Raw genomic sequence first — 805 nt, 5'->3', positions numbered from 1 at the left:
CTAAGCGGCGACCGGCTTGGGCCGGAGTTGGAAGAGAGCGATCAAGAGGGACAAAAAACCCTTCAGCCACCTGAGCAGGAGGGAGAAGTTGTAGCCGGCGGCAGCCAGGATGGCGTTGACGGCGTCGCCCTGCTGGCCGGCGAGGTAGTTGCGGCCCATGCGGTGCTCAGCCTTGATGTGGCCGATCACCGGTTCGACCGCCGACCGCCGCCGCATCTGGCGTTTGATGGCCGGGGTGACGCGGCGTTTCTGGCCGCTGGTGAAGACCCTGAACTTGTGGCTCTGTGGTGCGTTGTGGCCGCGATAGCCGGCGTCGGCGAGGATGCGGCCGATCTGGTTGCCGATGGTCTCTTCCATGTCGGGGATGACGCTTGCCAGCGTGTGGCCGTCGTAGGGATTGCCGGGCAGCGCTTTTGCATGCAGAGCGAACTGGCCACCCTTGGAGCGCTTCAGCGTGGTGGCGAGCGAGACCTTCACTCCGAACTCGTAGGGCATGTGCGCCTTGCCCTTGCCGATGCATTCCACCTCGTGCGCGTGCAAGCTGTAGATCTTGCGGCCGCGCTGGCGCTGACGCTGCTCGAGGACGGTGGCGGCCTGGTAGAGCGGCCATTTGAAGAGCGCGTCCAGTCCCGCATCGCCAGCAATCTGGCGACCGATGTCGCGAATGGTCCGGCCGAGATAGGTCTTGAGCCTGCGCAGCGCCTTGTTGGCCCGCTTGAACTGCTTGGCGTGGGCATAGCGCTGGTGCTTGATCAGCGCCAGCTTGCCGACCCGCACATAGGTCTGGCGCAAATTGAGACCCGTC

The 805-nt window shown here is 64.7% G+C and carries 1 protein-coding gene; it reads right to left on the bottom strand.

What is annotated here, in order from left to right; translation table 11 throughout:
• Positions 1-805: transposase (locus NKJ06_RS35595; protein WP_352812610.1), on the bottom strand; the 805-nt coding region annotated here is incomplete at its 5' end.

Source organism: Mesorhizobium sp. M0293 (assembly GCF_040321735.1).
In the GTDB taxonomy this organism is placed as follows: Bacteria; Pseudomonadota; Alphaproteobacteria; order Rhizobiales; family Rhizobiaceae; genus Mesorhizobium.
Note: the sequence above shows the minus strand (reverse complement) of the source record. Positions and strands in the feature narration are given on the sequence as shown.